This window comes from Marinobacter sp., from assembly GCF_048259445.1.
In the GTDB taxonomy this organism is placed as follows: Bacteria; Pseudomonadota; Gammaproteobacteria; order Pseudomonadales; family Oleiphilaceae; genus Marinobacter.
This window is the reverse complement of sequence record NZ_JBLXHQ010000028.1, coordinates 29,194-53,603: the sequence shown is the minus strand read 5'-3', so window position 1 is coordinate 53,603 and position 24,410 is coordinate 29,194. Positions and strand designations below refer to the sequence as shown.

25 protein-coding genes and 1 tRNA gene are annotated in these 24,410 nt (G+C 54.7%); 14 read left to right on the top strand and 12 right to left on the bottom strand.

The features are described 5' to 3' along the window. Positions 1–76: 76 nt before the first annotated feature. A complete protein-coding gene (locus ACN0RL_RS16915; RefSeq protein ID WP_417518944.1) occupies positions 77–469 on the top strand; it encodes a hypothetical protein in 393 nt (130 codons plus the stop codon). A gap of 31 nt (positions 470–500) precedes the next feature. Then, positions 501–1,628 (top strand): phospholipase A, encoded by a 1,128-nt coding sequence (locus ACN0RL_RS16910; RefSeq protein WP_417518942.1) that lies wholly within the window; start codon positions 501–503, stop codon positions 1,626–1,628. A 184-nt stretch (positions 1,629–1,812) separates the two neighbouring features. Here the strand turns inward: ACN0RL_RS16910 and ACN0RL_RS16905 are convergent, their stop codons facing one another. From ACN0RL_RS16905 to ACN0RL_RS16850, 12 genes are all read right to left on the bottom strand, one after another. After that, positions 1,813–3,165: a phosphomannomutase gene (locus tag ACN0RL_RS16905; protein ID WP_417518940.1), complete on the bottom strand. Its 1,353-nt coding sequence runs from the start codon at positions 3,163–3,165 to the stop codon at positions 1,813–1,815. 8 nt (positions 3,166–3,173) lie between these two features. Next, the gene (gene bfr, locus ACN0RL_RS16900; RefSeq protein ID WP_417518938.1) at positions 3,174–3,650 is read right to left on the bottom strand and encodes a bacterioferritin; all 477 of its coding nucleotides are present in this window, start codon (positions 3,648–3,650) and stop codon (positions 3,174–3,176) included. 180 nt (positions 3,651–3,830) lie between these two features. Then, positions 3,831–4,037 carry a bacterioferritin-associated ferredoxin gene (locus tag ACN0RL_RS16895; protein ID WP_417518936.1) on the bottom strand — a complete coding sequence of 69 codons (207 nt, stop codon included), beginning with the start codon at positions 4,035–4,037 and terminating at the stop codon, positions 3,831–3,833. A gap of 98 nt (positions 4,038–4,135) precedes the next feature. After that, positions 4,136–5,428: a Xaa-Pro dipeptidase gene (pepQ, locus tag ACN0RL_RS16890; RefSeq protein WP_417518934.1), complete on the bottom strand. Its 1,293-nt coding sequence runs from the start codon at positions 5,426–5,428 to the stop codon at positions 4,136–4,138. Continuing rightward, positions 5,421–6,335: a LysR family transcriptional regulator gene (locus ACN0RL_RS16885; RefSeq protein WP_417518932.1), complete on the bottom strand. Its 915-nt coding sequence runs from the start codon at positions 6,333–6,335 to the stop codon at positions 5,421–5,423. The genes pepQ and ACN0RL_RS16885 overlap by 8 nt, the downstream gene beginning before the upstream one ends. Positions 6,336–6,420: 85 nt before the next feature. Then, the gene (locus ACN0RL_RS16880) at positions 6,421–7,431 is read right to left on the bottom strand and encodes an ABC transporter ATP-binding protein (RefSeq protein WP_417518930.1); all 1,011 of its coding nucleotides are present in this window, start codon (positions 7,429–7,431) and stop codon (positions 6,421–6,423) included. Further along, positions 7,428–8,426 (bottom strand): ABC transporter ATP-binding protein, encoded by a 999-nt coding sequence (locus tag ACN0RL_RS16875; protein WP_417518946.1) that lies wholly within the window; start codon positions 8,424–8,426, stop codon positions 7,428–7,430. Before ACN0RL_RS16875 ends, ACN0RL_RS16880 begins: the two co-directional genes overlap by 4 nt. Positions 8,427–8,440: 14 nt before the next feature. Then, positions 8,441–9,373, bottom strand: coding sequence for an ABC transporter permease (locus ACN0RL_RS16870; RefSeq protein ID WP_417518928.1), 933 nt, complete (start codon positions 9,371–9,373; stop codon positions 8,441–8,443). Further along, positions 9,370–10,419: an ABC transporter permease gene (locus ACN0RL_RS16865; RefSeq protein ID WP_417518926.1), complete on the bottom strand. Its 1,050-nt coding sequence runs from the start codon at positions 10,417–10,419 to the stop codon at positions 9,370–9,372. Before ACN0RL_RS16865 ends, ACN0RL_RS16870 begins: the two co-directional genes overlap by 4 nt. Positions 10,420–10,502: 83 nt before the next feature. Further along, on the bottom strand, positions 10,503–12,065 hold the full coding sequence (locus ACN0RL_RS16860; RefSeq protein ID WP_417518924.1) for an ABC transporter substrate-binding protein: 1,563 nt from the start codon (positions 12,063–12,065) through the stop codon (positions 10,503–10,505). 168 nt (positions 12,066–12,233) lie between these two features. Further along, on the bottom strand, positions 12,234–12,956 hold the full coding sequence (locus tag ACN0RL_RS16855) for an LrgB family protein (RefSeq protein ID WP_417518922.1): 723 nt from the start codon (positions 12,954–12,956) through the stop codon (positions 12,234–12,236). After that, the gene (locus ACN0RL_RS16850; protein WP_417518920.1) at positions 12,949–13,314 is read right to left on the bottom strand and encodes a CidA/LrgA family protein; all 366 of its coding nucleotides are present in this window, start codon (positions 13,312–13,314) and stop codon (positions 12,949–12,951) included. Before ACN0RL_RS16850 ends, ACN0RL_RS16855 begins: the two co-directional genes overlap by 8 nt. 75 nt (positions 13,315–13,389) lie before the next feature. Between ACN0RL_RS16850 and ACN0RL_RS16845 the strand changes: the two genes are divergently transcribed. The 12 genes from ACN0RL_RS16845 to ACN0RL_RS16790 all read left to right on the top strand — a co-directional run bounded on the left by ACN0RL_RS16845 (position 13,390) and on the right by ACN0RL_RS16790 (position 24,408). Then, positions 13,390–13,941, top strand: coding sequence for a YaeQ family protein (locus ACN0RL_RS16845; RefSeq protein ID WP_417518918.1), 552 nt, complete (start codon positions 13,390–13,392; stop codon positions 13,939–13,941). Positions 13,942–14,029: 88 nt separating this feature from the next. Further along, a tRNA-Arg gene (locus ACN0RL_RS16840) sits at positions 14,030–14,106 on the top strand. A 389-nt stretch (positions 14,107–14,495) separates the two neighbouring features. Beyond that, a complete protein-coding gene (locus ACN0RL_RS16835; RefSeq protein WP_417518916.1) occupies positions 14,496–15,701 on the top strand; it encodes a Fic family protein in 1,206 nt (401 codons plus the stop codon). A gap of 435 nt (positions 15,702–16,136) precedes the next feature. Further along, a complete protein-coding gene (locus ACN0RL_RS16830) occupies positions 16,137–17,561 on the top strand; it encodes an FG-GAP repeat domain-containing protein (protein WP_417518914.1) in 1,425 nt (474 codons plus the stop codon). 256 nt (positions 17,562–17,817) lie between these two features. Continuing rightward, positions 17,818–18,861 carry a hypothetical protein gene (locus tag ACN0RL_RS16825; RefSeq protein ID WP_417518912.1) on the top strand — a complete coding sequence of 348 codons (1,044 nt, stop codon included), beginning with the start codon at positions 17,818–17,820 and terminating at the stop codon, positions 18,859–18,861. Then, positions 18,858–19,391: a hypothetical protein gene (locus ACN0RL_RS16820; RefSeq protein WP_417518910.1), complete on the top strand. Its 534-nt coding sequence runs from the start codon at positions 18,858–18,860 to the stop codon at positions 19,389–19,391. The genes ACN0RL_RS16825 and ACN0RL_RS16820 overlap by 4 nt, the downstream gene beginning before the upstream one ends. Beyond that, entirely contained in the window at positions 19,378–21,129 is a 1,752-nt protein-coding gene (locus ACN0RL_RS16815; protein ID WP_417518908.1) for an OmpA family protein, read from the top strand. The genes ACN0RL_RS16820 and ACN0RL_RS16815 overlap by 14 nt, the downstream gene beginning before the upstream one ends. Next, the gene (locus ACN0RL_RS16810) at positions 21,126–21,605 is read left to right on the top strand and encodes a hypothetical protein (protein ID WP_417518906.1); all 480 of its coding nucleotides are present in this window, start codon (positions 21,126–21,128) and stop codon (positions 21,603–21,605) included. Before ACN0RL_RS16815 ends, ACN0RL_RS16810 begins: the two co-directional genes overlap by 4 nt. A 21-nt stretch (positions 21,606–21,626) precedes the next feature. Next, complete coding sequence (locus ACN0RL_RS16805; protein ID WP_417518904.1) at positions 21,627–22,484, top strand: hypothetical protein; 858 nt, start codon at positions 21,627–21,629, stop codon at positions 22,482–22,484. A gap of 15 nt (positions 22,485–22,499) precedes the next feature. After that, the gene (locus ACN0RL_RS16800) at positions 22,500–23,051 is read left to right on the top strand and encodes a hypothetical protein (protein ID WP_417518902.1); all 552 of its coding nucleotides are present in this window, start codon (positions 22,500–22,502) and stop codon (positions 23,049–23,051) included. Positions 23,052–23,054: 3 nt separating this feature from the next. Further along, positions 23,055–23,792 (top strand): hypothetical protein, encoded by a 738-nt coding sequence (locus ACN0RL_RS16795; protein WP_417518900.1) that lies wholly within the window; start codon positions 23,055–23,057, stop codon positions 23,790–23,792. After that, a complete protein-coding gene (locus ACN0RL_RS16790) occupies positions 23,785–24,408 on the top strand; it encodes a hypothetical protein (protein ID WP_417518898.1) in 624 nt (207 codons plus the stop codon). Before ACN0RL_RS16795 ends, ACN0RL_RS16790 begins: the two co-directional genes overlap by 8 nt. Positions 24,409–24,410 lie beyond the last annotated feature (2 nt).

The following is a 24,410-nucleotide window of genomic DNA, read 5'->3' as shown; positions in this document are numbered from 1 at the left end:
AAAAAAACCGAATAGCAAAATCATAAATTGATTTCCACCATTTTTATTGCCATTACGTAAGCGTGGAGACTCTTTCATGACATCCGGTTACCATGTCGCAGCTTACACCGGAACTTCCAGGATTCGATTCATGAACAACCCGGAGAAACCCCCCGCGCACCCACTGCGCAAAACGCTTTTGATCATAGAGTTCAGTGCGTTGGCAGTGCTATTGGCATCCATGGGCTGGTTCTCGAGCCAAACGGACACCGGCCATAGTATCAACCCGGCGTGGCTCCTGATACCCGCGTTTGCAAGCCTTGCGGTTTTCCTGAGTTTTATTGGCCTTATGTACCAGCGCTGGATTATAGCCGCGAGCGCAGCCAACCAACTCAGGCACAAGATCGTTTTTTCATTACTGGCCATCACCCTTATCAGCGTTTGGGTTTACGGCATTGCCAGTACCTGGCTCAGCCTCAATGCAGCCTAGCCATCATAGTCAACCTAGAGAGAGCCGTAGTATGAACAAACGCCCCAACGCCCGGGTTCTGAACGCCACTGCGTTTCTAACACTATGGCCGGCGCTGGCAGTTGCGCAGGAATCCATACCGGACGCCGACCGCCCGGCAACCTCCCCCGAGGATTGCGCCCTGATCCGTGAAGGCGTGCAGCGTCTGGCCTGTTACGACTCTTTCAACGATCCGCAAACCGCCCGCGACCAGGCGAGCGAGCAGGATGTCGAAGATGCCGAGCAGGCAGCCGACACCATTGCTCCGAACAAGGAGAGCCAGGAGCGGTTGGCTGAGGTCACCGACGAGGATGACCCCGACAGCGGCGTGATGACCAATATAGTGGATCAATCTTTAAGCGCCGAGAAAGCCCTGTTTTCGTTCTCGGGCAGTTTTATTAGCCATCGCCCTACTTACATTATGCCGATCACTTGGGTGGACGACCCTAATACAACACCGATTAGCCCCAGGCTGGGTGCGACAAGCTACGATTACGGACTTGAAAATGAGGAGGCCAAGTATCAGATCAGCTTCAAGGTTCCAATGCTGACAGGCTGGCTGGATGATCGCACCACGTTGTGGTTCGGCTACACCCAACGTTCATTCTGGCAGGTTTATAACCAGGACGAGTCTGCGCCGTTCCGCGAGACCAACTACGAGCCAGAGGTTTTCCTCCGCCATCAGACAAACTGGAATCTGGGCCCCATGACGCTGAGTGGTTTGACGATTGGCTTTAATCACCAGTCCAATGGCCAATCTGAACCCCGGTCACGGAGCTGGAACCGTGTTGTGGCAGGCGCCGCCGTTACTTATGATCGCTGGCTGTTTGCGGTTCGGCCCTGGTACCGGATTCCGGAGAGCGCCAATGAGGACGACAATGCAGACATTGAGAGTTATCTGGGGTACGCCAACTACAACGTTGTTTACAAGCTTGCAGAGGATCGGACATTTTCCCTGCAGCTTATGAATAATTTACGCTCGGATAACCGTACTTCTGTGGAATTTGGTTATAGCTTCCCGATTGGCGATACGATCAAGGGGTTTGTCCAGTATTACAACGGGTATGGTGAGAGTCTGATTGATTACAATCATCGGATTGAGAGGTTCGGGCTCGGGATTATGCTGAACGACTGGCTCTGAGCTTTTGGTTCTGCGCAAGACCGGGATGCCGGAAGGGTGTTCGGAAACACGCTGTGAATACGTCCATGTACGCTTGGCTCCGCCATCCATGGCTACGCACAGTTTCCGAACACCCTTCCGCCACCCCGGCCCCAAACTAAGTAGCTAGCGCCGTCTTTTGGTCTAGCCACTTCGTCTGAAGCAGTTATTTATTCAACCGCTCCATTTCTGCGAGCAGCTCTTCGGTTTTCGCTTTCATCAAGGGTATGTCACCACGGGATTCCACGTTCAGGCGAACGACGGGCTCGGTGTTGGACATGCGCAGGTTGAAGCGCCAGTTGTCGAATTCCACGCTGAGGCCGTCTACGTAGCTGACGCTTTTTGCATCGGCGCCGTATTTTTCCTCGATGGCGGCAATAACCTCAGGGGGGTTGGCGATGGTGCGGTTAATTTCGCCGCTGGCCGGGTAGGCTTCGATGCGGGCGTCGATGAGGGATGAGAACGGCTTGCCTGACTGGCACAGGCGTTCGGCGAGCAGCAGCCAGGGGATCATGCCGCTGTCGCAGTAGGCGAAGTCGCGGAAGTAGTGGTGTGCGCTCATTTCACCGCCGTAAACGGCGTCTTCGTCGCGCATGCGTTGTTTGATGAAGGCATGGCCGGTTTTGCTTTCGATGGCTTCACCGCCGGCGGCTTCTACCAGGTCCTGGGTGTTCCAGATCAGTCTCGGGTCGTGGATGACTTTTCCGGGCCCGGTTTTGCGCAGGAATTGGTCCGCCAGCAGGCCCACAATGTAGTAGCCCTCAATAAACCGGCCATTTTCGTCGAAGAAGAAACAGCGGTCGTAGTCGCCATCCCAGGCAATGCCCATGGCGGCGCCGTGCTCGATCACTGCGTCGGCTGTGGCCGCGCGATTTTCTTCAAGGATGGGGTTGGGCACGCCATGGGGGAAGTTTCCGTCAGGCTGATGATGCACTTTGATGAATTCGAAAGGCAGGTGCTTTTCGAGTTCGTCGATCACCAAACCCGCGCCACCGTTGCCGGCATTAACGACGATCTTTATGGGGCTAAGTGCAGCAGCGTCGATGTAACCCAGCAGGTGGTCTATGTAGGCGCTGGTGACTTCCAGCGTTTCATATCTGCCCTGCACCGGCGCATCGGCAAACGGTTCGCGCACTCTGTCACGAATATCGTTCAGGCCGTTGTCAGAGCTGATGGGGCGAGATTCGGGCCCAACCATTTTCATGCCGTTGTGGTTCTTGGGGTTGTGGCTGGCGGTGACCATAATGCCACCGTCCATGCCATAGTGACTGGTGGCAAAGTACACATATTCTGTGCCACACAAACCTATATCAAACACGTCGGCGCCTGCAGCCATCAGCCCGGAACTCAGGGCTTCGGTGATTTCCGGGCTGGACAGGCGGATGTCATATCCGACAATGACTTTTTTCGCGCCGGTAACTTCCACATAGGCACGCCCGATGAGCTCGGCCAGAGCCGGGTTCAGCTGTTCCGGCACACTGCCGCGCAAGTCGTAGGCTTTAAAACAGGACAGATCCATTGTCGGTTTCACTCCGCTGCGGCAGATTGCAGTTGGATGTAGTTCTGGATGCCCATCTGGTTGATCATCTGCAACTGGGTCTCCAGCCAATCGATATGCTCTTCTTCGCTGTCGAGGATGCTGCGGAACAGCTGGCGGCTGGTGTAATCCTGAACTTCTTCGCAGTACGCAATGGCTTCTTTCAGGTCAACATGGGCGATATGTTCGATTTTGAGATCGCAGGCAATCATTTCCTCAACGTTCTCGCCAATCATCAGCTTGTTCAGATCCTGCAGATTAGGCAGACCTTCCAGAAACAGGATGCGCTCGATCAACTGATCGGCGTGCTTCATCTCATCAATGGATTCTTCGTATTCCTTGGCCGCAAGCTTGGTGATGCCCCAGTCCTTGTACATGCGCGAATGCAGGAAATACTGGTTAATGGCCGTCAGTTCGTTAGCAAGAACTTTATTCAGGAATTGGATGACTTTTTTGTCGCCTTTCATTGCAGCACTCCTTGATCATAACCGGCTAACTAACCCTTCATTGAAGAAAGGCTCTCCCGGCTGATTGATTCGGGTTCGGTGAGCTATCAAAGCTCTCTCAGTGGTTCTCTCGTCACCCGACAAGGATAGCGCTTAAAGACGCATTACAAAATTGCGGAAAGGAAATAAACACCAGACTCGTCAGGCAGGGCTTGCCAACATGTTCGCCAGTGCCAGGTAATCCGGTGTTCGGCTTTCGCGCAGAATGCCGCGCGCCATGGAAGCGCAGCGCCCACACTGGGTGCCTACGCCAAGCTCTTTACCAAGCTGACGCATCGAAGAAACACCGTTTTCTGCAGCTTCACGGATGTCCCGGTCTGTGACTCCGTGGCAAAGGCATACATACATAACGCGACTCCACCAACGACAATAATGTTAGTGATAATTATTGTCATTAGCATCACGGATTGCAAGCCTCTTGTATTAATTTCGTGCAACGGATTGTTTCAGGCCTCGGCCTCCCGGGTCAGGTTTCGGTAGCCTGAATCTGTCACAACCACGTTGTCCTCTATACGAATCCCGCCACATCCCTGCAGCTCATCAAGCAATGCCTGGTTGATGTGGCGCCCCAGAGGGCCAGACAACAGAGGCTCCAGCAGGGAAGGAATAAAGTACAATCCCGGCTCGATGGTCACTACCATGCCGGGCTCCAGCGTTCGCATCAGGCGCAGGAAAGGCGCATCGGCGGGGGATGGAACGGGCTTGCCGGCAACATCGTGTACCTGAACACCCAGGAAATGCCCGATGCCGTGAGGAAAAAAGGCCCGCGTCACGCCTTCGGCTACCATCTCTTTATCGCTCAGGTCGCTGACCAGCCCTGCTGCGCCCAGCAAGGCGGCGATGCCCAGATGCGTTTTGCGATGGATGTCCAGGTAATCCACGCCAGGGGCCACCATCTTGCAAAGACGGAACTGCAACTGCTCAAGACCCTGCACCAGTGCCGCAAACCTCCCTTCCCCAACGCCCGCAGTGGTGCGGGTGATGTCGGAGCAGTACCCCCGGTAACGCACTCCGGCATCAATCAGCAAACTGCGTGATTTGGCGGGTGCGGCCGTGTCGTAGTATTGATAATGCAGTGTGCCTGCGTGTTCGTTTACACCGATAATGCTGTGATAAGGCGCATCGGCCTCGCGTTGCTGCGTTGCTCGCTGGAAGGCCAGGTTGATTTCGAACTCACTGGCACCAGCCAGAAAAGCATCCCGGGCAGAGCGGTGACCTGCCATTGCAAGCCTGTTAGCCTGGGCCAGGCAGGCTATTTCGTAGGCAGTCTTGTGCACCCGCGTCTCATCGAGCGCAGCGCAAAGGGCACCCGGGTTTTCGTCACCGGGCAAGTCGGCCAGCAAAGACGGATCACCGATGACTGCCAGTTCACTCAAGCCGCCCAGCTCTGGCGCCGAGCGGCTTTCACTGAAGCGAATGTCGAATTCTGCTAGCCAGGGCTCCTGCGGCAGCTCAAGGCTCGCGTGCCAGAAATCTACCGGTTGGTGCAGGGAGAGCAGTGGTTTTCGGCCTTTGCGAATCAGCAACCAGGCATGCTCAAAACCCGTCAGTCCCGTCCAGTGCAAGAACGGGCCATAGCCCTGAAAATGCCAGGACTGATCATCACCGAAACGCAAAGGGGCGGCACCGGAGCTTATAAGCAGGCTGTCATAACCATGATCTTCCAGAACCTGCTCATAGCGACTCTGCAGAATGCCCACGTGATCAGTCTGGAGAGCCAAGAGGTCGGTGTCAGGCATGTTGGTTTTCCAATTTTTTCCAGAGGGTTAGAAGATCATCAGAGCGTGGTTCACGCAGGCGGATCAAGCGGATGTCCAGCGGAACATCCCAGCGCTCATCTCCGGCCCGGGTAAGGCTTCCGAAGTGCTCACTCTTTTCAGTCATCCGGCTGGGCAGCCAACCCATACCAAAGCCCTGTTTTACCAATGCCTTGATGCTTGCCGACTGAGTGTTCTCATTCAGGGGCAACAGATTTACGGGTTCACTGCTGCGCGCCAGATGCGCTTCAATGGCAGGCTGCAAAAACCCCCGTGAATGGTAGGCGATCAGCGGCACGCTCTGGCCTGCTGCTCCCGGCAGAGCAAACCGGGGCTGGCCGTTATCCCCCGCAACACTCACCGGCACCAGCCACTCGCGGGCAAGCGTTATTGATTCGTAATCGCCCCGGCCAAACCGGTCGCCCCAGGGTAAGTCCTGATGCCAGTAACACAACACCAGATCACACTCGCCGCTGTCCAGGGCATCGAGAAACTGCTCTCCTACCCAGCTTGTAGCTTTAAGATTGAGCTGCAGGCGCTCTGCAACACCTGCCTCACCAGCCCACCCCTGATAAAAATGCGAGAAAAGCCCTTGAGTAGAACCCACGCTTATACGGGCGGAAACTTCCGCTTCCAACTCGGCAATCTGGCCACGGACATCCCGAACATCCCGGGTCACCCGCTGGCATAGATCAAAAAACCGTTCGCCGGCAGGCGTCAGGGACAACGGCAGGGTTTGCCGGTTAATCAGCGTGGCACCCATCGCTTCTTCAAGCAGCTTGATACGGCGGCTGAACGTAGGCTGGCTTACATGCTGCAGCTCGGCCGCACGTGAAAAATGGCGCGTGCGTGCCAAAGCCACGAAATCTTCCAGCCAGCGTATTTCCATGGGCTCCCCAGCGAATGACAGGTAAGGATTGACGGGTGTTTTAAAGGCTACTCAACTGCGCGCATCATAGCCTATAGCCAGCGTCTTACAACCGCCCTTCTTCCACCGCATGGCAAGCAACCTGCGCGCCACCATCGGTGGCGATCAGCCGGGGTATTTCCTGGCGACAGCGCTCGTTGGCATAGGGGCAACGGCCATGGAATACACAGCCGGAAGGCAGGTTTACCGGGGTTGGCACCTCCCCCTGCAGGCGAATGTAATTGGGCCGGTCGTCTTCCAGTTTGGGGATCGCAGAAAGCAACGCCTGGGTATAAGGATGACGAGGCTCGGCAAACAGGGTTTTGGTATCCGCCAGCTCACACACCCGCCCCAGATACATCACCGCCACCCGGGTACCGAAATGCTCGACCACCGCCAGATCATGGGTGATAAACAGGTAGGTAAGGTTTCGTGTTTCCTGTGCCTCCATCAGCAGGTTCAGCACCTGCGCCTGAATGGATACATCCAGTGCCGAGATCGGCTCATCGGCCACAATAAACTCCGGGTCTACCGCGAGAGCGCGGGCAATGGCAATGCGCTGGCGCTGACCACCGGAGAACTCGTGGCCAAACCGGCTGCCCCAATCCGGGTCTATCCCCACGGATTCCATCACTTCCTGAACCTTTCCACGCACCTCGCTGGCGGATAACTCCGGGCGATGAAAATGAATTGGCTCCTCCAGTGTCTGCTGAATCGTCATACGCGGGTTCAGAGAGGCATATGGGTTCTGAAAGATCATCTGCATTTTGCGGCGGTAAGGCAGTACAGCCCCGCCTTTCAGATTATCAATACGCTGGCCATCATAGTGCACTTCGCCTGCACTGGGGGACAACAGCCCCATAACAGTGCGGGCAACCGTGGACTTTCCGCAGCCGGATTCGCCCACCACGCACAATGCCTCACCTTTGTACACCTGCAGATCCACACCGTTGATGGCATGAACAGCTTCCTGCTTTCGCTGGAACCGACCGTTTTTGAAGGTAATCTGCTCCAGCAGACTGCCAGACAAATCAAACCGCTTTTCCAACCCACGAATGTCTACCAGGGGGGAGGTCATGATCCCGCCTCCTGCATGTTTTTCTCCTGCTCAATCAGATTACTGACCTCATAACACGCCACATCCACGTTCCCGGAGCGCACATACTCCGGCATGGTTTGCCGGCACTGATCGGTGGCGAAATCACAACGCGGGTGGAAAGGGCAGCCGGTGGGTACGTTTTTCAGGGACGGCATGGAGCCGGGAATCTGGAACAGCCGCGCACCCGGCTCGCCCATTTGCGGCAACGCATTAATCAGCCCTTGCGTATACGGGTGCTGAGCGTCGTTAATGATCTCGCGCGTGGGCCCTTGCTCGATAATACGACCGGAGTACATCACCAGCATGCGCTGAGTAACCTGGGAGACAACGCCCAGATCGTGAGTAATCAGCATCAGCGCGACATTTTCCTGCTCGCACAGATCCAGCAGCAGCGCCATAATCTCCGCCTGTATGGTCACATCCAGTGCGGTAGTGGGCTCATCGGCAACGATGATTTCCGGATCCAGCAGCAAAGCAATGGCTATAATCACCCGCTGACGCATACCGCCCGATAACTCGTGCGGATACTGGTCGAGCCGTTTTTCCGGCGAGGGAATCTGAACCTTTTGCAGTTTGCTCAAGGCAATATCTCGCGCCGCCTTTGTGCTGATCCGACGATGCGCCTTGATGGCCTCAACCATCTGGGTGCCAATACTCAGCACCGGGTTGAGCGTCATCATGGGGTCCTGAAAAATCATGGCGATGCGGTTACCTCGAATTTTTCGCAGCTCCCGCTCACTCATGGCCGCCAGATCTTTCCCTTCAAACAAAATCTGCCCACCTGCGATGTACCCCGGCCGGGCAATCAGGTTAAGAATGGAGAAAGCCGCTACGGATTTGCCGGCACCGGACTCCCCCACCAGGCCGAGCCGCTCACCTTTGTCGAGGCTGAAACTTATACCACGAAGGGCTGTGAGATCGCCGCCGCGAACCGCAAACCGCACATCCAGATCTTTTACTTCCAGTAATGGTATGTCGCTTTTCATATCTAGCCCTTGTACAGCCGTGGGTTCATAACATCCCGTAACCAGTCACCCAACAGGTTGATAACAAGCACGAGCACGACCAGCACCAGGCCGGGAATCAGCGTAATCCACCAGGAACCGCTTTGAATGTAATCAAAGCCGGATTTGATCAACGAGCCCAGAGACGGCTGGGTCTCCGGCATGCCTAGCCCAAGGAACGACAGGGCCGCCTCGGAAATAATCGCGTTGGCGATCTGTACGGTGGCAATAACAAAAATCGGCGACAGGGTATTGGGAAGAATGTGCCGGAACATGATGCGGTTGGTGCGAAAGCCCATTACCTTTGCCGCGTCCACGTACTCTTTCTTTTTCTCCGCCAGCACCGACGCACGCACGGTGCGGGCAATCTGCGGCCACTCGGCTACACCGATGATAAAAATCAACATGTAAATGGCAATTTCACCAAACATGAGATTACCAAAACTGGCCTTGAAAACAGCACCCACAATAATCGCCACCATCAAAGTGGAGAAGGAAAGCTGCACATCGGCAATCCGCATCAGAATGGAGTCCACCCGGCCACCCAGGTAACCCGCCAGCAGGCCGAAAAGAATACCCAACGCTGCCTGCAACACAACCGCACCAAAACCAATCAGCAGGGACACACGAGTGCCATAGAGAATGGTGGAGAGCATGTCCCGACCCTGAGCGTCTGTGCCCAGAGGGAATGCGGGATCTGCGCCCGGCATACCCACCGGCGGCAGTTCCGAGTTCATGATATCGATCTGCGCCAGGTCATAGGGGTTCGTGGGCGCGAATAAGGGCGCAAAAACAGCCGCCAACACCATCAAGAGCAAAACGATAAAGCTTGCAATCGCCACCTTGTCGCGTTTGAAGCTATACCAGAAGAAGGACTCGCGAAAGCGATTCCAGCGGGAAAGAGTCGCTGTTGTCATGCTTTCTTACCTGTCAGTTTAACCGTGGGATTCACCAGCCCGTAAACCAGATCCACCAGCGTGTTGGTGATCACAAAAATCAGGCCCACCACCATCAGGTAGGCAACAATCAATGGAATATCGCTGCGGGTGATGGCCTCCAGGAACATGAGCCCGACACCGGGCCACTGGAAAACGGTTTCTGTGAGAATCGTATAGGCCACCATAACGCCAACCTGCACACCACCCACGGTGATAACCGGCAGCATGGTGTTCTTGAGAGCGTGTAGAAAGTTGATCCGCACTGCGCTCAAGCCTTTGGCCCGGGCATAGCGAATATAATCGCTTTGCAGCACTTCCATCATTTCCGCACGAATCAGGCGTATAAACAGCGGCAGCATGATGGAAGCCAGCGATACGCAGGGCAGCACCAGATGCATCAGCCCGCTTTTCGAGAAAAAGCCGGAATACCAGGTGCCGAAAAGGTGCGTCAGTTCATCGCCGCGGCCGTAAGACGGCAAGCCGCCTTCCGTTGTTAACGCGCCGTTCAGCCACTGGCCCCAGCCAGTATCTGCAGGAAACCAGTCAATGGTCACACCAATGGAATATATCTGGATAAGTACGATGGCCGTCAGGAATACCGGGATGGATATCCCAACGGTGCTCACACCCATAAAGATCTTGGACAACAAGGCCTGCGGCCGGATGGCAGCATAAACACCGATAGGTACCGACAACAGCATGATTATAAGGCTGGCTCCGATCACCAGCTCCAGAGTAGCAGGCAGGTGTTCTGCAATGACTTCCAGAGTCGGCTTGCCATAAAAATACGAGTTGCCCAGATCCCCCTGAACGGCTTTACCCGCAAACCTCAGGTACTGAACCACCATGGAATCATTCAGCCCGAGTTCATCACGCAGAGCTTCCCGCTCTTCCATGGAAACGGACATGCCCACCATTTCCTGAAGCGGATCGCCAAGGCCATCCTGAATGGCAAACGCGATCACACTGATCACGAACATGACCAACGCGGCCTGGGATATCCGCTGAACCAAAAACGCTAACATGAAAATTTACCGATGATGGAGGCTTAAAAGCCTCTCTCCCCTTACGGGAGAGAGGTTGGAGAGAGGGGGGAAGCGGATTCCCCTTACTCTACGACCAGATCGCCCATGTAGGGGAAGTTCATCACGTTCAGAATCGGTTCAATCTTCACGTTCTTCTTGCTGGCCCAGGCCAGATCCTGCCAATGCAAAGGAACGAAAGCGGCATCGTCGTAGAGGCGCTGCTCCACTTCCTGCAGCATGGCTGTGCGCTTGTCCACATCAGTTTCTACGTTTGCTTCAGCAACCAGCGCGTCGATTTCAGGGTTGCAGTAATTACCAGCGTTATACTGGCCAGCGCCGCTGTCGGCTTCCGGACAGAAAGTCAGGAACTCGTAGAAGTTGGCGGAATCTTCTGTATCTGCGTGCCAGCCAATCAGCATCATGTCTCCCGAGCGGTTGTCGTACTCGGGCCAGTACTGAGCCTTGGGCAGTGTTTTGAGATCCACTTTGATGTTGATGCGGGCCAGCATGGCTGCAGCAGCCTGAGCAATCTTGTCATCGTTCACATAACGGTTATTCGGCGCCATCATGGTGATGGTAAAGCCATCCTCATAACCGGCTTCTTTCATCAGTTGCTGAGCTTTCTCTACATCATAACGTGGCTTCAGGGATTCGTTATGGCCCTGGTAACCTGCTGGTGATAGCTGAGCCGCAGGCGTGGCAAACCCTTTCATGATTTTGGCGGCTATGCCTTCCTGGTTGATGGCATAGGCAACGGCCTGGCGAACCTTCGGATTTTTGAAAGCTTCAACCCGCTCCTGGTTCATGTGGAACAGAATAATGCGCGTGCCACTCATGGTGACGAGATCCGAGTTCTTGTCACGCTTGATGCGATCAAGATCTGTTGGCGGTACCGGGGCAATAAAATCCACACCACCAGACAGCAGAGCCGACACCCGGGTATTGTTTTCCTTGATCGGAGTAAGCACGATTTTCTTTACGTTACCCGGGGACTCTTCATCCCAGTAATCCGCAAAGCGTTCAAACTCCATGCGCACGCCCTGTTGACGTGAGGTGACCCTGTAGGGGCCAGTGCCGGAAAGGTTATCAGAAGCAAACGAGTTACCGTGCTTGAGAATCTCGCCCTTCTTCTTGCCATCGTCTGTCTCGCCGGAATAGAACTCACTGTCCAGAGGGAAGATGTAGGTAGCGGTATTGAGCAGCAGCGGGAACGGCTCACTGGTGACCAGTTCAAAGGTGTAATCATCAACAATATTGATGCCACTGAACGGCTTGAAGATGGCCTTGAAGTCCTGGCTTTCTTTCAGACGGTCGTATGTGAACTTCACATCTTTGGTGGTGAGTTCGTTACCAGAATGGAACTTGACCCCTTCACGGAGCTTGAACCGCATGGTTTTATCATCCACGCGCTCCCAGCTCTCAGCCAGACGGCCTTCGAAACCAAGATCTTTCGTCCAGCGTACCAGCGGATCAAACGACATGTGGGACAACTGCAGAATGCCCCCGGAGAGTTGCTCATGGATATCGAGGGTAACCGGATCGGCGTCATACGCCATCTTGAGCTCTTTTGTCGCCTCGGCAGACAGAGCAACAGGAGCAGTGGCCAGCGCCATGGTCCCGACTATAGCTGCAAGTAGTTTTTTCATTGCGTTTTCCGTCGTTGTTTTAGGAATTTTCAAGGCACACCGGGGCACGGACGCCCCGAACGTCTGCAGTAGAAATTAGTCCCGGAAACTACGTACGGCAATCGAAATTACAACTTGCGGCTATTCGTGAACTGAATGACGGCGTGCATCGGCCGCCGCCATCTTTCGTTAAAGACGAAATACCAGAGGCAATATAAGTGCGGTAAAAACGCCTGTCAGCCCCATACCCAGGGAGGCAAAAGCACCCGCGGTATGACTGATTTCAAACGCTCTGGCGGTGCCAATAGCATGACCATTGAGACCAAGAGCAAAGCCCAGAATGCGTTCGTCGTCAACGGGTAACCACTTCGCCAGCAGATCAACAAACAGCGTCGCAACCACACCGGTGACCAGCAGCCCGCCCATCATCAGCGGCACAGACCCACCCAACTGTTCAGTGATGCCTATGGCAATCGGGGCGGTCACAGACTTGGGCGCCAGCGATGCCAATACCTCTGGCGTAGCACCCAGCGCCCAGGCGATTACTACCGCATACACCGCCGCCATTGTCGCCGCCAGCGGCAGCGTGACCACAATCGGGATCCACATGGCCCGGATATGATGAATCTGCTGATACAGGGGAATACCCAAAGCCACCGTAGCTGGGCCGAGCAACACGGTTATCCACAGAGCGCCCTCCTGATAACGCACATAATCGACTGACAGAACAGCAATCACAGTTGCCAGAATAACAGCGGAGAGCACTACCGGCGGCATCCACAAGGGTCTGCCAATGCGGGCAAATAACCAGTTTCCGGCAAAAAATGCGCTCAGGGTCAGCCCGATTGCGAATATCGGGCTGGCAGAGAGAATGTCAGGGATAGCGATAAAGCGTTCAGCCAGCTCAGTCATTCGCCTGGCTCCGCGCAGACACACGAACCACGCCTTTCATTAACATCAGCGTGCTCAAAACACTCAGAAAAGTGCCCAGAAGCAGCGCCGCTCCCACAGCCAACCACTGCCCGGAGAACTGCGACGCCATAAAGAATACCCCTACCACACCCGGCATGATCAGCAACACCAGCACAGAGATCAGCGCCTGGCTGGACGAAGCCAGGGCATCGCTTACCCTGCCCCGCAGCATCAGTGTGAACGTCATCAAAATCATACCCAGCACACCGCCGCTGACCGGGATCAGAAACACCAGCCGCAAAGCTTCGCCAAACAAAAAAAACAGAACCAGTATCAGAAAACCGCGCAACATCGACATGCCGTCATGCTCATCATCCGGAGAATTGCATTACACTAGCGCAAACCAACATCTTGATACCACTGCAGGACGGCCATGGCGCTCAAAGCAACCATTTTTAAAGCCACGCTCAATATCGCCGACATGGACAGGCACTATTATGCTGACCATCAGCTCACGATCGCTCAGCACCCGTCAGAAAACGACGAGCGCATGATGATTCGCCTGTTGGCTTTTGCACTTAACGCCAGTGAGGAACTGGAGTTCACCAAGGGCTTGAGCACCGACGATGAACCGGAGCTCTGGAGAAAAAGCCTGAGTGACGAGATTGAGCTGTGGATTGAGCTGGGCCTGCCCGACGAAAGCCGCTTGCGTAAAGCCTGTAACCGTTCACGCCAGGTGATCCTTTACGCCTACGGCGCCAGAGCTGTCCCGGTATGGATGGAGAAGCACCAAAACAAGCTGAGCCGCTTCAATAATCTCACCATTATCAGCCTGCCCGACGAATCCACTGAAGCACTTGCCCGACTGGCAGAACGCAACATGAATTATCAGGTAACCATTCAGGATGGTGAGGTGTCTTTCAGTAATGAAGGTGCACTGGTGAGCATTACCCCTGAACACCTTTTTCCCGCAAGGACAGGCTAGCCCTGCAACGGATTCCGGGCTGGACAGTGCTCGCTTGCACACGTAAGATTGCGCTCTCGAAATTGACGCATAGCCGTCACACTCGAATGCGCCCGTAGCTCAGCTGGATAGAGTACTGCCCTCCGAAGGCAGGGGTCACAGGTTCGAATCCTGTCGGGCGCGCCATATTCTTCAAGGCCTTACGTGAGAGCGTAGGGCTTTTTTAATTTCTAACCCTGAAAAATCAACCACATCTGTAGCCACATAATATAAAACCAAATTACGCCTTCTGAAGACCGGTGCAAATGGGGGTAGAGCCCGTGGTCAATGTTGGCGTAAGGAGCCCCGAGTAAACAGCTACCAAGTTTCATCTTGGCAGGTCTAGAAGGCCGTCAGGCAAAGCGGACATGGAAACGGACATGCCAAGACAATAAATTTAGGCTAGACTGTTCTCATAATACCTATAACCCTTTGCATATACTTGAATTTTATTTTTAGAAAGCAGCGTCAGAATCGGACATCGAACCGGACACTCTTCGATCAAATATGGCTCTTTTATTCACCAAGGCCTCGACATGACGGCATTTCTCGATATGGCACCTTTCGTCCCACGCGAGGACTCTATGCTTCGCCACGGTCTTCTTGATCTGGCAAGCACACTCAACCGCGAGGCAGCAAAACTGACGGGCAGATTGGCCGATGAGACCGCCGAAACCATTCGTCAGCATATGGCGGTCATCAACTCATACTACTCAAACCTTATCGAGGGAAATCGAACACTCCCACATCAGATTCGTGAAGCCCAGCGCGGAGATTTCAGCCAAGATCCCGTCGCCCGTGATCACCAGTTGGAATCAGTCGCACATATTGATGTGCAGGATTGGATTCAAGATGAAAAGCCTGACTTGGCCCGAGTCTGTTCGCCAGAATTTCTTCTCGAATTGCATCAGCGCTTCTACCAGGATTTGCCAGAAACTCTACGCATTATGAAATTAGAGGATGGCGGCGAGAGCTTTGTTGAGCCAGGTGCTTTTCGAAGACAGCTCGTGACGGTTGGCCGACATCAACCTCCTGCTGCTGAAGACATCAGTCAATTGGTTGGCCAGACTTGCGATCATTATGCAGGTCAGTTCTATCCAGGGGACAAGCGGTTTGTTGCACTGGCATGCGCTCACCATCGCTTGCTATGGATCCACCCTTTCCTCGATGGAAACGGCCGTGTTATCCGGCTGTGGACAGACGCCGCGTGGGCTGCCGCCGGATTAGAGAGCGTCGGAGTCTGGTGTCTGAGTCGGGGCCTGGCGAAGCAATCAGAAGCTTATAAGTCAAAACTGGCACGAGCGGATTTTCCTCGGCAAGGTAATCACGACGGTCGAGGCTATCTCAGCGAAACGGAGTTGGCCCTGTTCTGCAAATTTATGCTGGAGACCGCACTGGATCAAGTCGACTATATTTCAAAGTTGCTGGACCTTGGTGGGATGCAAAAACGAATCAGGAGCTACGTGCAGGCTCGTAATGACAGCCGTATCCACGGTTTTGATGGTGGGCTGAAGCCCGAGGCGTCTCAGATTCTTTTTCAGGCGTTTATACAGGGCAATCTCGAACGCTCAACAGCACTTGAAATGACCGGTTCCAAAGAGGATCGAACGGCCAGGCGGCTCATCAAACAGCTGAAAGATGACGGCCTGCTAAGCGAGACCAGCAGTCGGTCTCCATTGAAATGGGAGATTCCGGAGCATGCGGAGCCATTTTATTTTCCTCAGCTTGCTCCGGGCATCTGAGCATCTGAGTTTTCGCTGAACGGGAGTCTGTGATTCCGCAACAGCAATAAGAAAGACGCACGCCTGAAGTTTCCTCGTTGCTGGTAACACGCCCTCGGCTAGCGCTCCGCTTCAAGTCGGCTCTTGGCATCAAACTCAGACATCGTAAAAGCCCGAAAAAAAGGGATTCCAAAGCGCGCTCCAAGTCTCGATAGGGCTGCTCCGACTTTCGAAACACAGCTAACCAATAAGTTTCAAAAACAAATAAATCAGTGTTTCTTATAAGGGTCTCAGCGACAAGAGATAACGAGAAACCAACGGAAATAGTACGAGTAACAAACAGTTGACCTGTTTTTACGCTGATACAATATTGATTGCTGCATCGCAATAAAAAGAGCCTGAAGGTTTAATGCCGAATTGGGGCATTATCGGTATCAAGCGAACTGGGAGAAAACGATGAATAGAAGACACATTACTTCCACATCACTGGGTGCAGCAGTGACACTCATCCTGCTTGTAGGTTGTGGTGGTGACGGAGGTAGTGAAGGTAGTGGCCCAGCTGCCATCCAACTCTACGACAATGGCCAAACCCTGGTTCAAGGTGGCTCGCTCGGTCGTGCAGCGGGAGGACAGGCCATGGGCTGGAATCAGGCCTACGTCGCTGATCTAACCGGCGACGGCCGTGACGAGCTAATAATCTATGCATCGTTCGACGGTCTCCAGCAGCAGGATCCCTCTCCGCTTGTGGTTTTCGGACTGCGTGAAGGTAAGCTACTCAATATAACGGACGAACTTTTCCCGGGCGGTTCACCATCAGCGATCTTTAACCGAAGGTTACTTATCTCGGATTTCAATGGTGACGGACTGAGCGATCTCTTTCTGGACAATCACGGCACCGAAGCAATAACGCCTTTCCCGGGTGAGCAAAACCGTTTGTACCTGTCTGATGGCAACGGGCAATGGTTTGACGCTACTCAAACTCATTTGCCGAAGATTCGGGACTTCTCCCACGGAAGCACGGCAGGTGACATTGATGGCGATGGAATTTCGGAAATCTACGTCGTTAACCTCGGAGGAGGTGAAGCAGGCTACGGCGGCAGCAACTATCTAATGGGCGCAAACGAGTCAGGAAAGTTCGAAGTAATCGCCAGTATCGATAATCCTGGCGACATCTTTCCGGCCGAAATACAGCAGATAGGCCGACCTTTCTTCTCACAGTTTGTAGATCTCACCGGCACTGGCTTAATGGATTTGTTTCGCGGACCACTTGATATGCCGCGGACAGAAGGGCCGGGATATGGCCTCTCCGTCCTGATTAATGACGGAAGCGGTGCCTTTGAACTGGCTGATCCGGAAACGTTACCTATGCCGCGATTCTTCCCGGAGTTTGATCCTCCCGTTGGTTATCCAGAGACTATACTCACTGGAGACATAACGGGCGATGGCCTGACTGATCTCGTTACTTTTGATCGCTACGGCGCGTTCGTTGGCAGCTACTACTCGGTGTTCATCAACCAGGGCGACGGTACGCTGAGTGAAGAAACGGAGTTGCGATTGCCCGGGCAATCCTTCGGCCCTCTCGAAACTAACATCCCGAGTGCGCAGTTGGTCGACTTAAATGGGGATGGGCACCTGGATTTTATAGCCCGCGGATATAACGTTAGCGAAGATCCGACTTGGCAAACTTTCATAACCTGGATCTATTTGAACGACGGCGAAGGACATTTCACGCCGCAGCCGGAGAGCCAATATCCTAACTTCAATCCGGCATTCGTCATTTTTGATGCTGACGGTGATGGGCGCAAGGACATCGTTACATCGACAACAGATTACTCGCAGCCAGATCCAGAGACTTTCCTCCATATCTACCGACGTCTTTAGTTTAGGCCACAGCGATCCGTCCGCTAAGTGCAACGGTCGATCTTGGCTTTGATGGAACACGTCCAGTCCGCAAATCAAATCCAGTCGCCTTTTCAGACGCGTCGCTCGAAACGACATAATTTCTAATTAAATCAACTATTTTCTCGCTAATTAACAAAAACAAACTAATTTGAAAGTGTCGCATATACAGTTCTAAAAAAGTCCGACGACTGCCATGAAGTTATGTCGCTTCGAACGCTGGCAAGAGGATTCTTATGTGGAAACCTACGCGTTAATTATCCAGTCACCTGGCCAGGTTGATATGGCGGGCATAACGGTGATGGCGTCTGCCCTTGGTGTTCCTGTGCGATCACTCTCTCAAGACATATACCGTGCGCCAAGTGTACTTGCTCGCAATATCCCGGCCGACAACTTGCAAGAGCTGCTGAGCCATTGCGCCAGACTCGGGCTTGATGTCACAAGTGCTGCAAACGATGCGACGGTTCCCCAGACCGTAAAGACTTTTCAGCTGGCTGTATACATTGCAGATTCTGCCCGCATTCCACATGCCGTCGAGACCATTGCACGGGTAACCGGGGTTGCTCCAGATCAGGTTTTCAGGATGTTGGCGATACCGCCCGGGCTGGTTCTCGGCAATGTTAGTCATGCCGCCGTCGAAGCCCTGCGGGAGCGGCTTGGTCCAGGCATCGAATTGATGATAGCCAGTGAAGATGAGGGACTTTTCGATCTTTATCTAACCCAGAGCATGGCCTCACTGCCGGCTATTCGTGAACTGGCCGGCAGCAAAAAAGGACTGATTCCACTGGGATTAGCGCCGGAGCAGGCGAAAGCTCTGTATCAACGCATTCCCAAAGGCATCGCGCGCCTGATTCCGCGGGGCTTGCTGCGGTTTGACGTGGTGCTTGCCTCCAAGCCGCCCCTTTCCTGTCTCGCTGCACCCGTTCTAGCAGAACTGTTCGACGTGACGACCGATCAAATACCCCTGTTACAAGCTCATGCTCCTCTGGCTCTTGCTGAACGCCTGCCTTTTGATGAGGCATCCGCAGCCGTCAGCCGGTGCGTTGCCGCAGGTTTGCCGGTAACCCTTGAGGCTTCAGGTTTCGAACGCTGTGACCTGGTCGTCGAAGACGCCCCCGACCGCAACGCTCTGGCCAACGTTTTGGCGGCAGCAGGCAAGAGCCTGCCAGAGCATCTACCCGCGCGGGTAGGCACCGATTTGCCAGACCTGGATGCCCGATGGCTGGCCTACAGTATCGAAAAAGCCGGCGCCCAAATCCGCTTCGAGGAAGTCGCGCCATGATCCACTTACAAATTGCCGAAGCCGGAAAGCAACATAGCCTGAAGGGCAATCACCCTGCCGCGCTGGAACGTTATCGTCATGCGCTTCAACTTGCGTTAAAACAGCGAGCGAATCCGGTGTTTTTGTATCACTACACCGAATGCATTCTGGACGCGTTAGAGGCCGCAGGCGAAGCCCGGCAAGCCTTGGCGCTCACCGAGCGAGCCCTTGAGGAGCAACAGGAAAAAGGAGGCGAATTGGGCAGCCGGGTGCGAGCCGGCTTGTTACAAAGGCGCATCGTTTTACTGTTCACCCTGGAGCAACAGCAAGAAGCCGACGCCGCGCTGGCCGAGGCCGCAGGGCTGGGTGGCCCCATTCTCAATGCACTGCAGGAAGCCCGGCGACGCCAGTTAACCATCACCCCGAGCTGGCTTTCCGGAATACTGCGGCAGCACAACAAAAGCATCATAAATCCTGAGGCACTGCGCCACGCAGATGCCGAAGCCGGTGAAGTTCATTTCATGAAGGAGAACGCCTGTGCCGGATCTTAAAGATATGACCCCGGGCGAGATACTCGCCGACAGCAGCGTCGCCACTTTTATTTCAGAACTCGGAAAGGGCATTGCCGCTGCGCAGGTAGACCTGGACAACAACTCGATTCGACAGATCGAAGCATTTACCACGCGGCGCGACGACCTTGGTGGGCGATCACTGCTTGATTTGGGCCTGTCACCCGCTTTTTACCACTACCAATATGCAGACATCAGCTGCTCCATGCAGCTGCGCATGGAGGTCGGCAGCAGTGATGAATTCGGGTTTTCAGCCAAGGCGGAGTACAGCAGCGAGGACAGCGAGAGCGGAAGCCTCGACATGGAGGAGGTCATTAACCAAAGCAGCAACAGCTCCGAGATCAAAAGCGCAAAAATGACCATGCGCGCCGACAGCCAGGGCGCGCTGGTTCTGAGCAATGGACAGAGCTTTACGCCGGCCGGTGACAATCCCATCGCCAGACTCGCCGACCTGCGGCGCCTGCTGACCGCGGGCGACAGCGGCATCGACACGCTGATAGAACGCGACCCGATCGAACGTCCAGCAATGGCCCTGAATACCCCAACCGACAAAGTGCTGGTTAACTCGCCAACGATCTTATTTTTGAGTCCGGATTTTGACAACGCTGCATTCCGTATTCGCGAGAATCAGGACACAGATTTCATCGTTAACAGTACCTTGACGGTGGTTACAACCGCGCAGGCAGATCTACCAGCTTATGTTGCCCATTTTGAGTCTCAGTTACAGGCCGCCGGTTATGGCACGGGGCGCATCAATCCGGGCGCCCGATGCGCTGCCGGCGAAGCAAAGTTCGGAATCGGAATTTCAATCCTAAGCGCAGAAGACATCTCTAAACTGGGCAAGATTGCGCAAATTTTAAAAGACACCGGACTGCGCATTGAACTGGAGGGGTTCACTGATCGCCAAGGCTCGCAAACACGTAACGTAGCACTTGGCATTGCCAGAGCGCAGAGCGTTGGGGAATTTTTGGTCCACGAGTGCCAAGTTCCCACCACCCAGGTTACCTACTCAAACCCGCTCAGTCGCGGCGAAGCCCAGCACCGCGCGGATGATCCGACGGGGCTGGAAGATAACCCAAATTACCGAAAAACTTCGTACACGATTCTGGATCTTGACTATTACCTTATAACAGCCGGCAATAAATCTGATTTCGTGCTGGCGGAAATCGCACCAAACAATATCGGCACCCCGACAGGGCCCGGCAATGCCTACGTGTCTCTTTATGACGTCGTCGAGTTGTCATCGGTGTTAGCCGGCAACGGCGTCACCGTAGAAGGCACATCATTCGGTTTCAGCGGCGCGGCAAATCAGAGCAGCCCCGGAACGGCCATTTCTTACGCCAACAACCTGGCCCGCGACATCAACGCCGCCGCCAACCTCAGCGCCTGGGCAACCGGCAACGTGGTTCAGGTAGCGCGGGCGCAGGACGCATTTCAGGTGCAGCTGTTCACCAAAGACAACCGCGAAATCAGTATTTCCGAAAGCAGCAATTTCACGATCACGTCGCAATTCTCCCGCAGCCAACGCACCGTAAAATCTCAAAAACAGGGCGCCAACCGAACCACGGCCGTGGGGGTTTCCATCGATGCCCGTTTTTCGCGACAGTTTAACCAGGAGGTCACCGGAAATTCAGCGATTTCAGCGCGCCTGGTGTCGATTCCCGCACCGCCAGAGTTTCTGGAGCAAATACGCGCTTATCAAAATGAGCTAGACAAATGAGCAGCGTCGTTAAAACCACAAAGGCACTAACCCAGGCGCCACTGCCCGATATTGTTGAAAAACTGGGCCTGGCCATCGCAGGTGCGCAGTTTGCGCTGGATATAAACTCGGCCAATCTTGCCAAAACCATGGCTGAAACCAACGTCGAGATCGGCGGCAACAACTACAATTTGCTCTCACTCGGCTTCACCCCAACCTTCTACGCATTCACAGAAGCCACAGTCGAAGCGAAGCTTTCCTACACCATGAGCGAAGGCACAAGCTATGGCGGCAGCCTCGAAATTTCCGCCTCGGGCGGAACGCCTTTCTTTATGGCTGCAGCGACTGTTTCCGCCAGTTACGAACGCAAGTTTTCTGTCTCGGCTGAGGGTGCGTCATCCATAGCCGCAAAACTGGTCTCACTGCCACCACCTGAACGTTTTTTAGAGGTACTTCGGGCGGCAACACCCACATTGCCAAAACCGGCAAATCCGTAACAGCTTAAGAGGATTAGACACATGTCAATCGGACAGGACCTTCTGAACGTTCCCATGGGGGAGATGATCCGGGACATGGCTTTCGCAATTGCCGACAGCCAGTTCCAACTTGATCAGTCGGGCATGCGAACCGCCGAAATGATGGGTGGCCTGCAATCGGTTTTCGACGATGAAGGCAACCAGACCTTCGACGACAGCCGCATCTTTTTCGGCTACGAGTACATGAGCGTGCGCGCGGCACTGGCCTACGCAATCTTCGACGATAGTTTAACCGGCGCGCTGGACGCCGATTCCGTCAAACTGACAGAGGTGGTTCTCAACCTGGTCAGCGAACTGGGTCAACTTAGCGCCACTCAAAGCAAAGACCTGGCTAGTAACGGCGAATCTGCAATCGCCAGTGCGCAGGTTGACGGCAAACCACTGCTGGACGAAATCATTCGCGTGCCTACCCGCCTGTCGATGATGGAACTGGGCTTTACCCCCACGTTCTATCAGTTTGTAGACACAATCATCGAAGTAAAAATTGCAATCAAGATGACCCGCAGTTACGAGTCCACACGCACCCGCACCGAGGCATCGCGCGACAGAAGTTCATCATCAAAACGCTCAAAACGCGGCGGCGGGCTGATGGGGCTGTTCGGGGGTAAACGTTCGCGCAGTTATGCGGGCAAATCGTCGGTGCAAACAACTCAGGTGGATGCGACCTACTCATCAAAGTATTCCTACTCCGCCGAGGGGGCGAGCCTGCTTCGCACCAAACTGGTTCCGGTGCCGCCACCCGCGATTCTTGAAGAACGTATTCGCGGTTTCGTGGACATTGAGGAAGAAACCCGCCGCGCACGTCTGGCAGAAATTCTGGATACTGACGACAACACCTGATCGGAGGATCAACAGATGGCCATCGGACAGGACCTGCTCAACGTTCCCTTCCCCGCGATGATTCGGTCGATGGGGCTCGCCATTGCCGAAGCGCAGTATGAACTGGACATAGTGTCGATGAAAATCGCTCGTCTTATGGCGGGCTTCAGCCCCGAAAAAGAAGACGATGAAAGAGGAACCGGTTTTGATGCGGGGCGCAACAATCTCGTGCAGATTGGCCCCAGCAAGGCGAATGACAGCTATTCGCTGCTGGAGTTGGGTTTCACCCCAACCTTTTACCAATTCGTCGACACCTTGATCGAGGTGAAAATCTCAATCACCATGAGCCAGGAAGACACCGATAAGACATCGTCGACAAAAGTCGCCGCCTCCGTATCGGGCAAAGTGGGATTCTTCTCAGCCTCGGCCAAGGCCAATGTGTCCACGGTTTCTGCCAGCTATTCCAGCAAGTACCAATACAGCGCAGAGGGTTCATCACTACTCCGCACGAAACTGGTTACCGTGCCGGCACCGGCAATTCTTGAAGAGCGCCTGCGCGCTCTTTCTACTCCACCAGCGGTCACTTAAACCATGGCCCGTAACTCTCTTCGCAATCTGAGCACGAGAAGCGCAAATGCAGCGACCGAAGCGCCGCGAATAAACGCAGGTATGCTGCCGGCGGACCTGCGAGCGCTTTTGCATCAGCGGGAGGCGCTGGAAGCGCGCATGGCGGCTCTGACCGGGCGCCCGATGGATAACGGCGACAGCCGTTTCCCCATCACCCCCCTCTCGGTTCGCCGGGCGGCCGACGATGCCTGGGCGGCAGCCAGAGATCGGCGACACGCTCCCGGTTCGCCCCAGGATGAACTGAGTGAGGGCGGGTTGAGACAAGTATTGCAAGCAACCCAGACAAGTGCCTCGGAACCACCACAACGAACCGGGCAGCGTGCAATTCAAGATCTCGCGGACAGAACCGGATTACGCAATTTGAGAAATCCGGCAACTCAGGCCGAATCAGACCCTCTGGAGCGGATGATGCGCTTGCGCGAGTCGCCAGACCTGCGTGATCTGACAACCGCCCTGCCCGAGCCACGCTTACCCGAGAGGCCTGGAGCACTGGAACGAGCGTCTGAACGACTGGATATTCTACGCGGCGGTTCCGGCGATCTTGACAAATTACGCGCGCTGGCGCTTTCGCGGCGCACTGCACGCTTTGATGAAGCACGTGAACTCGAGCGCCATCGCAGACCGCAGGATCCTGACGCGGGCAGAGACGCCGCCCGACTAGACAGACGAGGCACACAAGGAGCGAGAACAGACAATGTCTGACCCAGCCAATATTTCAGCCGACGCCATAGCGGCCCTTCTGGGCGGGCTGGCCAGCGCCCTGACCGAAGCACAACAGACAATGGCAGAACTGCCGCCTGCAGACTCATTTGGCCGGCCACTGCCGAGCTACCGCATTCCCGAGCTGGACTTCACCTTTGAAATAGAAACAGTAGAGGCCAACAACAGCAGCAGTAGCGGAAAAAGATGGCTGTTACAGCCCTCTGGAACCTCGTCATCCCGAAATACGATCAGTTCGACCATCAGCGGTAAAATCGTCGCCGTGCCACCCAACGGTGGCTTGCCACAAACCCTGATTGCCGCAATCCAGCGCGGTAACTCAGTTGAAGTGCGCTTATCTAACAGCGCTGGCGAAATTCTGACACAGACTCCTGTGGAGCTGGAGTATGACGCGGAGGCAAGCAGCGCTATGCATGGAACGACGCTGACATCAGCTCGGCGGCTGGCACTTCTTGCTGAGCAGCAAACCCAGACCGACCAGACCGGAATAGCCATCATCGGTATAGGATCCAGCGCATTAAAGACCGGCGAAAGCGCCATTATTCTGGTGCGCGCGGCGGGCGCTGAAACGCGTATCAGCTTGAAAAAGGAAGCGTGATC

Excerpts from the sequence above, each read along its gene's own strand:
- ACN0RL_RS16915 (WP_417518944.1), top strand. The coding sequence starts at position 77 with ATGACATCCGGTTACCATGTCGCAGCTTACACCGGAACTTCCAGGATT.
- ACN0RL_RS16910 (WP_417518942.1), top strand. The coding sequence starts at position 501 with ATGAACAAACGCCCCAACGCCCGGGTTCTGAACGCCACTGCGTTTCTA.
- ACN0RL_RS16905 (WP_417518940.1), bottom strand. The coding sequence starts at position 3,165 with ATGGATCTGTCCTGTTTTAAAGCCTACGACTTGCGCGGCAGTGTGCCG.
- bfr (WP_417518938.1), bottom strand. The coding sequence starts at position 3,650 with ATGAAAGGCGACAAAAAAGTCATCCAATTCCTGAATAAAGTTCTTGCT.
- ACN0RL_RS16895 (WP_417518936.1), bottom strand. The coding sequence starts at position 4,037 with ATGTATGTATGCCTTTGCCACGGAGTCACAGACCGGGACATCCGTGAA.
- pepQ (WP_417518934.1), bottom strand. The coding sequence starts at position 5,428 with ATGCCTGACACCGACCTCTTGGCTCTCCAGACTGATCACGTGGGCATT.
- ACN0RL_RS16885 (WP_417518932.1), bottom strand. The coding sequence starts at position 6,335 with ATGGAAATACGCTGGCTGGAAGATTTCGTGGCTTTGGCACGCACGCGC.
- ACN0RL_RS16880 (WP_417518930.1), bottom strand. The coding sequence starts at position 7,431 with ATGACCTCCCCCCTGGTAGACATTCGTGGGTTGGAAAAGCGGTTTGAT.
- ACN0RL_RS16870 (WP_417518928.1), bottom strand. The coding sequence starts at position 9,373 with ATGACAACAGCGACTCTTTCCCGCTGGAATCGCTTTCGCGAGTCCTTC.
- ACN0RL_RS16865 (WP_417518926.1), bottom strand. The coding sequence starts at position 10,419 with ATGTTAGCGTTTTTGGTTCAGCGGATATCCCAGGCCGCGTTGGTCATG.
- ACN0RL_RS16860 (WP_417518924.1), bottom strand. The coding sequence starts at position 12,065 with ATGAAAAAACTACTTGCAGCTATAGTCGGGACCATGGCGCTGGCCACT.
- ACN0RL_RS16855 (WP_417518922.1), bottom strand. The coding sequence starts at position 12,956 with ATGACTGAGCTGGCTGAACGCTTTATCGCTATCCCTGACATTCTCTCT.
- ACN0RL_RS16850 (WP_417518920.1), bottom strand. The coding sequence starts at position 13,314 with ATGTCGATGTTGCGCGGTTTTCTGATACTGGTTCTGTTTTTTTTGTTT.
- ACN0RL_RS16845 (WP_417518918.1), top strand. The coding sequence starts at position 13,390 with ATGGCGCTCAAAGCAACCATTTTTAAAGCCACGCTCAATATCGCCGAC.
- ACN0RL_RS16835 (WP_417518916.1), top strand. The coding sequence starts at position 14,496 with ATGACGGCATTTCTCGATATGGCACCTTTCGTCCCACGCGAGGACTCT.
- ACN0RL_RS16830 (WP_417518914.1), top strand. The coding sequence starts at position 16,137 with ATGAATAGAAGACACATTACTTCCACATCACTGGGTGCAGCAGTGACA.
- ACN0RL_RS16820 (WP_417518910.1), top strand. The coding sequence starts at position 18,858 with ATGATCCACTTACAAATTGCCGAAGCCGGAAAGCAACATAGCCTGAAG.
- ACN0RL_RS16810 (WP_417518906.1), top strand. The coding sequence starts at position 21,126 with ATGAGCAGCGTCGTTAAAACCACAAAGGCACTAACCCAGGCGCCACTG.
- ACN0RL_RS16805 (WP_417518904.1), top strand. The coding sequence starts at position 21,627 with ATGTCAATCGGACAGGACCTTCTGAACGTTCCCATGGGGGAGATGATC.
- ACN0RL_RS16800 (WP_417518902.1), top strand. The coding sequence starts at position 22,500 with ATGGCCATCGGACAGGACCTGCTCAACGTTCCCTTCCCCGCGATGATT.
- ACN0RL_RS16795 (WP_417518900.1), top strand. The coding sequence starts at position 23,055 with ATGGCCCGTAACTCTCTTCGCAATCTGAGCACGAGAAGCGCAAATGCA.
- ACN0RL_RS16790 (WP_417518898.1), top strand. The coding sequence starts at position 23,785 with ATGTCTGACCCAGCCAATATTTCAGCCGACGCCATAGCGGCCCTTCTG.